This window comes from Allosphingosinicella sp. (assembly GCF_046295735.1).
Lineage (GTDB): Bacteria > Pseudomonadota > Alphaproteobacteria > Sphingomonadales > Sphingomonadaceae > Allosphingosinicella.
Genome location: NZ_JBKBMQ010000017.1, coordinates 74,324 through 80,589, shown reverse-complemented (window position 1 = coordinate 80,589; position 6,266 = coordinate 74,324). Strand labels below are relative to the sequence as shown.

Below are 6,266 nucleotides of genomic sequence, written 5' to 3'. Positions count from 1 at the left end.
GCGGCCCGATCAATGCCCACTCGTCATCCGTAAGACCAATCCACTCGCCCAACGCCGCCTCCAAAAGGAAGCTTTGAATCAACCTGCGAGTCCCCCGTCAAGCTTTGTCCACGAAACCTAGGCGCGCTCCCTCGGCACCCGCTGGTGCATTTGCTACATAATGCCGAGCGCCTCGGACGGGGTGAGATCCGGAAGGATGCCGGGCAGGCACGCGGCGAGCAGCGACTTGCCCGCCCCCGGCGGCCCGCTCATCAGCAGATTGTGCCCGCCGGCCGCGGCGATCTCCAGCGCGCGCTTGGCGGTCTCCTGCCCCTTGACCTGAGCGAGGTCGGGGCCGGGAACCGGCGGCTCGGCCTCGCCCGGCGCGGGCGGCGTCAGCACCCGGCTCCCGCGCAGATGGTTGAGCAGGGTGACGAGGTCGGGCGCGCCGATCACCTCGACGTCGCCGGCCCAGGCCGCCTCCGGTCCCTGCGCCGCCGGGCAGATCAGCCCCAGGTCGCGCGCCGAGGCGTGCATCGCGGCGAGCAGCACGCCCGGCGACGGCGCGATCCGGCCGTCGAGGCTGAGCTCGCCCACCGCGACATAGCCGGCCAGCGTCTCGGCATCGACCGCGCCCATCGCCGCCAGCATGCCGAGCGCGATCGGCAGGTCGTAATGCGATCCCTCCTTGGGCAGGTCCGCGGGCGACAGGTTGACGGTGATCCGCTTGGGCGGCAGCGACAGGCCGATCGCGGCGAGCGCGGCATGGACCCGCTCCCGGCTCTCGCCCACCGCCTTGTCGGGCAGCCCCACCACCAGGAATTTGGGCAGGCCGCTGGCGATCTGGACCTGCACCTCCACCGCCCGCGCCTCGAGCCCCAGAAACGCCACCGTGGCGACATGCGCGACCATTCGGAGCCCCCCAATACATCCGAAACGGATGAATTTCCCTCCATGTTGAACGCTTTGCGACGCCTTGTCGAGACGGGGTCGGGCCGCGCCGAAATGCGGTCGCACCCGTCTTGCAGGTCTAACACACGTCCCCACATAAGGCGGATGGAGATCAGAAGCAGCTGGCGACGCCTGGAACGCAATCCCCTGGTGCGCAACCTGCTGTTCGCGCTCGGTTGCCTGCTGCTGATCGCGGCGCCGGTGGTCGGCGTGCTGCCCGGCCCGGGCGGGATCGTCTTCTTCGGGCTGGGCCTCGGCCTCGTCCTCAAGTACAGCGACTGGGCCAAGCGGCTCTACGTGCGCTTCAAGAAGCGGCATCCCAACAAGGGCCGCTGGGCCGATTGGGGGCTGCGGCGGCCGAGCGCGCGGCGGCGGGAGGCGCTGCGCGGCGGAAAATCGGCCGCGGAGCGTCCCGGCGGCGATTGACTTTGGCGGCGCACTTGCCTATCGGCGCCAGCAACGAGGCCGCCCTCAACCGGCGGCCCTTTTTCATTAGTTTCGAGGTATGAGCGATGAAGCGCACCTTCCAGCCGAGCAAACTCGTGCGCAAGCGGCGTCACGGCTTCCGGGCCCGCAAGGCGACCGTCGGCGGCCGCAAAGTGCTGGCGGCGCGCCGCGCCCGCGGCCGCAAGACGCTTTCGGCCTGAACCCGCCGGCCGGCGCGGGCACGCTGGCGACGCTTACCCGACGCGCCGATTTCCTGGCCGCGAACCGGGGCCTGCGCGCGCCCATGCCCGGATTCGTCCTGCTCGTCCGCCCGCGCGGCGACGGCGATCCGGCGATGCGCCTCGGCATCACCGTCACCAAGAAGATCGGCAACGCGGTGGTCCGCAACCGGATGAAGCGCCGGTTCCGCGCGCTCGCCCGCGACCTGCTGCCGGACGCGGGGATCGCCGGGGCCGATCATGTTCTGATCGGCCGGGCGGGCGGCGTCGAGCGGCCGTTCGACCAGCTGCGCGCCGAGCTGGCGAAGGCGCTCGGCCGGGTGCGGCGATGATCGCGCGGCTGCTGATCCTGATCGCGCGCGGCTGGCAGCTCGGCCCGTCGATGGTGCTGCCGCCGTCCTGCCGCTTCACGCCGTCCTGCTCGGCCTATGCAATCACCGCGCTTCGGCGCTATGGGGCGTTGCGCGGCGGCTGGCTTGCCCTGCGCCGCCTGCTTCGGTGCCACCCCTGGGGGGGATCCGGCCATGACCCAGTACCTTGAGGGGATTTGAGTGAACGATCAGCGCAACCTCGTTCTGGCCGTGGTGCTGTCCGCCATCGTCCTGTTCGGCTGGGCCTTCATCCAGGAACGCTATTTCCCGACCGCCAACCCGCCGGCGACCGAGTTCGTCGACGGCCAGCAGGTGCCGGTCGAACGGCCCGACGCCGGCCCGGCCTCGGCCGCGCCTCCGGCCGCCCAGGCCCGCGCCGAGGCGATCGGCGCCAGCCCGCGCGTCAGGATCGAAACGCCCAGCCTGCGCGGCTCGCTGAACCTGCGCGGCGCGCGCATCGACGATCTCGTCCTCACCCGCCACAGCCGCACCCTCGCCGACGATTCGCCGCCGGTGCGCCTGTTCTCGCCGGCCGGCGCCCCCGACAGCTATTATGGCAGCTTCGGCTGGATGGGCACCGGCCTCGCCGCGCCCGGGCCGGACACGGTCTGGACCGCAGACGGCGACACGCTCGCCCCCGGCCGTCCGGTGACGCTCGCCTGGAACAACGGTCAGGGCCAGCTCTTCCAGATCCGCCTCGAAATCGACGACGGCTATATGTTCACCGCCCATCAGCGGGTGACGAACGCCGGCGCCGGCCCGATCGCCGCCCAGCCCTTCGCCCTCGTCAACCGCATCGGCGAATCGCCCGATCCCACCATGTGGACGCTCCATGTGGGGCCGGTGGGCGTGTTCAACGGAGCCGCCAATTACAGCTACGACTTCGCCGACCTCGCCGGCGGCGCGGAGCCGCGCTTCTCCACCACCGGCGGCTGGCTCGGCTTCGGCGACAAATATTGGCTCGCCGCGGTCATCCCCGCGCAGGACGGCGGCGCCGACGCCGCCTTCCGCCACGATCGCGCGACCAACGCCTTCCAGGCCGATTTCATGGCCGCCCCGGCGATCGTCCAGCCCGGCGCCGCCCACGTCTACACCAGCCGCATGTTCGCCGGCGCCAAGGAGTTCGCGCTGCTTGAAACCTATACCGACCGGCTCGGCATCCAGCGGTTCGACAAGGCGATCGACTGGGGCTGGTTCGAATGGTTCATGAAGCCGATCTTCCGCCTGCTGAACTGGCTGTTCGCCGCGATCGGCAATTTCGGCGTGGCGATCATCTGCCTCACTCTCATCGTCCGCCTGATCCTGTTCCCGCTCGCCCAGAAGCAGTTCGCCTCGATGGCGGCGATGCGCGTCCTCCAGCCCAAGATGAAGGCGATCCAGGACCGCTACAAGGACGACAAGCCGCGCATGCAGCAGGAGATGCTGAAGCTCTATCGCGAGGAAAAGGTGAACCCGATGGCGGGCTGCCTTCCGATCCTGCTTCAGATCCCGATCTTCTACGCGCTCTACAAGGTGCTGATGCTGGCGGTGGAGATGCGGCACGAACCGTTCGCGCTGTGGATCCAGGACCTCTCCGCGCCCGATCCGCTGACGCCGGTCAACCTGTTCGGCTTCCTGCCCTTCACCCCGCCCGCCTTCCTCGCCATCGGCATCCTGCCGATCCTGCTCGGCATCACCATGTGGCTGCAGTTCAAGCTGAACCCGGCCCCGATGGACCCGATCCAGAAGCAGGTGTTCGGCATCATGCCCTGGGTGCTGATGGTGATCATGGCGCCGTTCGCGGCCGGCCTGCAGCTCTATTGGGTGGTGAACAACGTGCTCACCATCGCCCAGCAGAAATGGCTCTATTCGCGCCATCCGGTGCTGAAGCAGCAGGCCGCGGCCGAAGCGGCGAAGAAGCCGGACGGCGACGCCCCGCCGCCGGCGGCGCCCGACCCCGCGCCCGCTGCGGCTCCCGCCCCCGCGGCCCGCGGCCGGGCGAAGAAGCCGCGGTCGCGCCGATGAGCGAGGAGCCGGACAGCAATGTGGAGGAGATCGCCCGCAAGCTCTTTTCGGGCCCGGTCTCCTTCCTGAAATCGGCGCCGGCGCTGAAATTCCTGCCCGACGCGACGGCGCCGGAAGTGGCCTTCGCCGGCCGCTCCAACGTCGGCAAATCCTCGCTGCTGAACAAGCTCGCCAACCGCACCGGCCTCGCCCGCACCTCGAACACGCCCGGCCGTACGCAGGAGCTCAACTTCTTCGAAGTGGGCGACCCGCTCCGCTTCCGCCTGGTCGACATGCCGGGCTACGGCTTCGCCAAGGCGCCCAAGGACGTGGTCAGGAAATGGCGCTTCCTGATCAACGACTATCTGCGCGGCCGGGCGGTGCTGAAGCGCACGCTCGTCCTCGTCGACAGCCGCCACGGCATCAAGGACGTCGACCGCGAGGTGATGAAGATGCTGGACGAGGCGGCGGTCTCCTACCAGCTCGTCCTCACCAAGGCCGACAAGGTCAAGGCGACCGAGCTCGAGGAGGTGACGCGCCGCACCGCCGAGGAGGCGCGCCGTCACGTCGCCGCTTATCCCGAGATCATCGCGACATCGAGCGAAACCGGCTTCGGCATGGATCGGTTGAGGGAGGAAGTGGTCCGGGCCGCGCTGGCCTGAGGACGAAGCACAAGGACATCGGATGCTGAAGCTTATCATCGGCAACAAGGCCTATTCCTCCTGGTCGCTGCGCGGCTGGCTCGCCTGCAAGCAGTCGGGCCTGCCCTTCCAGGAAATCACCGTCCCGATGTTCGACGAGGAATGGCACCGGCGCAGCCATGGCGCCGAGTTCGCGCCGTCCGGCGGCAAGGTGCCGGTCCTGTGGGACGACAAGACCGTCATCTGGGATTCGCTCGCCATCGTCGAATGGCTGGCCGACCGCACCGACAAGGCACGCTTCTGGCCGCGCGACGATTCCGCCCGCGGCATGGCGCGCTCGATGGCGGCAGAGATGCATTCCTCCTACCCCAACCTTCGCCGCGAATGCGCGATGAACGTGCGCAAGCAATTCCCGAACTTCGAGATCTCGGACGACACCCGCACCGAGGTGCTGCGCATCCTCGACCTGTGGGCCGAAGCGCGCGCCCGCCACGGCAGCGGCGGCCCCTATCTGTTCGGCGATTTCGGCGCGGTCGACATCATGTTCGCGCCGGTCGTCACCCGCTTCGTCACCTATATGATCCCGGTCCCGCGCTTCGCCGCCACCTATATGGAGGCGATCCTCAACCACGACTGGATGCGCGACTGGATCGAGGCCGCGCAGGAGGAACCCTGGGTGATCGAACGCTACGAAGCCCCGCCCGAAGCGCAATAGCCCGCCTCCCCGATGGACACGCCCCCGCACCTGCCCCCGGCCGACGCGGCCCTGCTCGATCTCCTCGCCGCGCTCCGGCGGGAAGAGTATGCGTTCACCACCATCACCCCCGCCAGCCACGCCCGCATCATCTCCCGCAAGCCCGAGGCAACCTCGCTGCGCGACATTTTCGGCTGGAGCCTCCCGTTCCGCGAATCCGCCCTCGCCCCCCACCTCCTCCACCTCCTCCACACCGCCGGCGCGCTGGAAGAAGACGGTCCGCTTCGTCGCAGCACGCTTCGCGTCTCCAGCCTCGACGGACTGCTCTTCCTCCATTCCGCTTTCCCCACCGTCGGCGCCGACGCCGTCTTCTTCGGCCCGGACACCTACCGCTACGCCGCCCTGATCCGCGCCGAGCTGCCCCGGCTCGGCCGCGTCCGCCGGATCGTCGACGTCGGCGCGGGGAGCGGGGCCGGCGGCATCGTCGCGGCGCGCCTCGCCCCCGGCGCCCGCCTCACCCTCACCGACGTCAATCCCGAGGCGCTCCGCCTTGCGCGGGTCAACGCCGCCTTCGCGGGCGTCGCGGCGGAGCTGCTCGAAGGCCCGGGCCTCGATCCGGTCGCCGGCGAGATCGACCTCGTCATCGCCAATCCGCCCTATCTGGTCGACGCCGAAGCCCGCGCCTATCGCGACGGCGGCGGCATGCACGGCGCGCGGCTCTCGCTCGACTGGGCGCTCGACGCCGCCCGGCGGCTGCGGCCCGGCGGCCATATGATCCTCTACACCGGCGTCGCCATGCTGGACGGCCGCGATCCCTTGCGCGAGGCGCTCGAGAGCGCCCTCCCCGCCCTCAGCTGCACCCTCGCCTATCGCGAGCTCGACCCCGACATCTTCGGCGAGGAGCTGGACAACGCTCCCTATCGCGACGCCGACCGCATCGCCGCGGTCGCCGCGGTGCTCACGAAGAACGAGCGGCCGTAAG

Annotated in this window: 8 protein-coding genes and 1 pseudogene; 8 read left to right on the top strand and 1 reads right to left on the bottom strand. The window is 69.7% G+C overall.

Annotated features, from left to right (window positions below; all coding sequences use genetic code 11):
* Positions 1-165: 165 nt before the first annotated feature.
* A pseudogene (locus ACK4K7_RS14835) lies at positions 166-891 on the bottom strand (magnesium chelatase domain-containing protein); the annotation flags it as partial.
* 144 nt (positions 892-1,035) lie between these two features.
* Here ACK4K7_RS14835 and ACK4K7_RS14830 point away from each other — a divergent pair.
* From ACK4K7_RS14830 to ACK4K7_RS14795, 8 genes are all read left to right on the top strand, one after another.
* Entirely contained in the window at positions 1,036-1,356 is a 321-nt protein-coding gene (locus ACK4K7_RS14830) for a hypothetical protein (RefSeq protein WP_431867176.1), read from the top strand.
* An 86-nt stretch (positions 1,357-1,442) separates the two neighbouring features.
* Positions 1,443-1,577: a 50S ribosomal protein L34 gene (gene rpmH / locus ACK4K7_RS14825; RefSeq protein ID WP_109271491.1), complete on the top strand. Its 135-nt coding sequence runs from the start codon at positions 1,443-1,445 to the stop codon at positions 1,575-1,577.
* Positions 1,574-1,927 carry a ribonuclease P protein component gene (rnpA, locus tag ACK4K7_RS14820; RefSeq protein ID WP_431867184.1) on the top strand — a complete coding sequence of 118 codons (354 nt, stop codon included), beginning with the start codon at positions 1,574-1,576 and terminating at the stop codon, positions 1,925-1,927. Before rpmH ends, rnpA begins: the two co-directional genes overlap by 4 nt.
* Positions 1,924-2,136 (top strand): membrane protein insertion efficiency factor YidD, encoded by a 213-nt coding sequence (gene yidD / locus ACK4K7_RS14815; RefSeq protein ID WP_431867174.1) that lies wholly within the window; start codon positions 1,924-1,926, stop codon positions 2,134-2,136. The genes rnpA and yidD overlap by 4 nt, the downstream gene beginning before the upstream one ends.
* 10 nt (positions 2,137-2,146) lie before the next feature.
* The gene (yidC, locus tag ACK4K7_RS14810) at positions 2,147-3,970 is read left to right on the top strand and encodes a membrane protein insertase YidC (RefSeq protein ID WP_431867172.1); all 1,824 of its coding nucleotides are present in this window, start codon (positions 2,147-2,149) and stop codon (positions 3,968-3,970) included.
* Complete coding sequence (gene yihA, locus ACK4K7_RS14805) at positions 3,967-4,611, top strand: ribosome biogenesis GTP-binding protein YihA/YsxC (protein ID WP_431867170.1); 645 nt, start codon at positions 3,967-3,969, stop codon at positions 4,609-4,611. Before yidC ends, yihA begins: the two co-directional genes overlap by 4 nt.
* A 22-nt stretch (positions 4,612-4,633) precedes the next feature.
* Complete coding sequence (locus ACK4K7_RS14800) at positions 4,634-5,305, top strand: glutathione S-transferase family protein (protein WP_431867169.1); 672 nt, start codon at positions 4,634-4,636, stop codon at positions 5,303-5,305.
* Positions 5,306-5,317: 12 nt separating this feature from the next.
* Positions 5,318-6,265: a methyltransferase gene (locus ACK4K7_RS14795; protein WP_431867167.1), complete on the top strand. Its 948-nt coding sequence runs from the start codon at positions 5,318-5,320 to the stop codon at positions 6,263-6,265.
* Position 6,266 lies beyond the last annotated feature (1 nt).

What these genes read in the sequence shown, in the direction of transcription:
- ACK4K7_RS14830 (WP_431867176.1), top strand. Translation starts at nt 1,036, where the DNA reads ATGGAGATCAGAAGCAGCTGGCGACGCCTGGAACGCAATCCCCTGGTG.
- rpmH (WP_109271491.1), top strand. Translation starts at nt 1,443, where the DNA reads ATGAAGCGCACCTTCCAGCCGAGCAAACTCGTGCGCAAGCGGCGTCAC.
- yidD (WP_431867174.1), top strand. Translation starts at nt 1,924, where the DNA reads ATGATCGCGCGGCTGCTGATCCTGATCGCGCGCGGCTGGCAGCTCGGC.
- yihA (WP_431867170.1), top strand. Translation starts at nt 3,967, where the DNA reads ATGAGCGAGGAGCCGGACAGCAATGTGGAGGAGATCGCCCGCAAGCTC.
- ACK4K7_RS14800 (WP_431867169.1), top strand. Translation starts at nt 4,634, where the DNA reads ATGCTGAAGCTTATCATCGGCAACAAGGCCTATTCCTCCTGGTCGCTG.
- ACK4K7_RS14795 (WP_431867167.1), top strand. Translation starts at nt 5,318, where the DNA reads ATGGACACGCCCCCGCACCTGCCCCCGGCCGACGCGGCCCTGCTCGAT.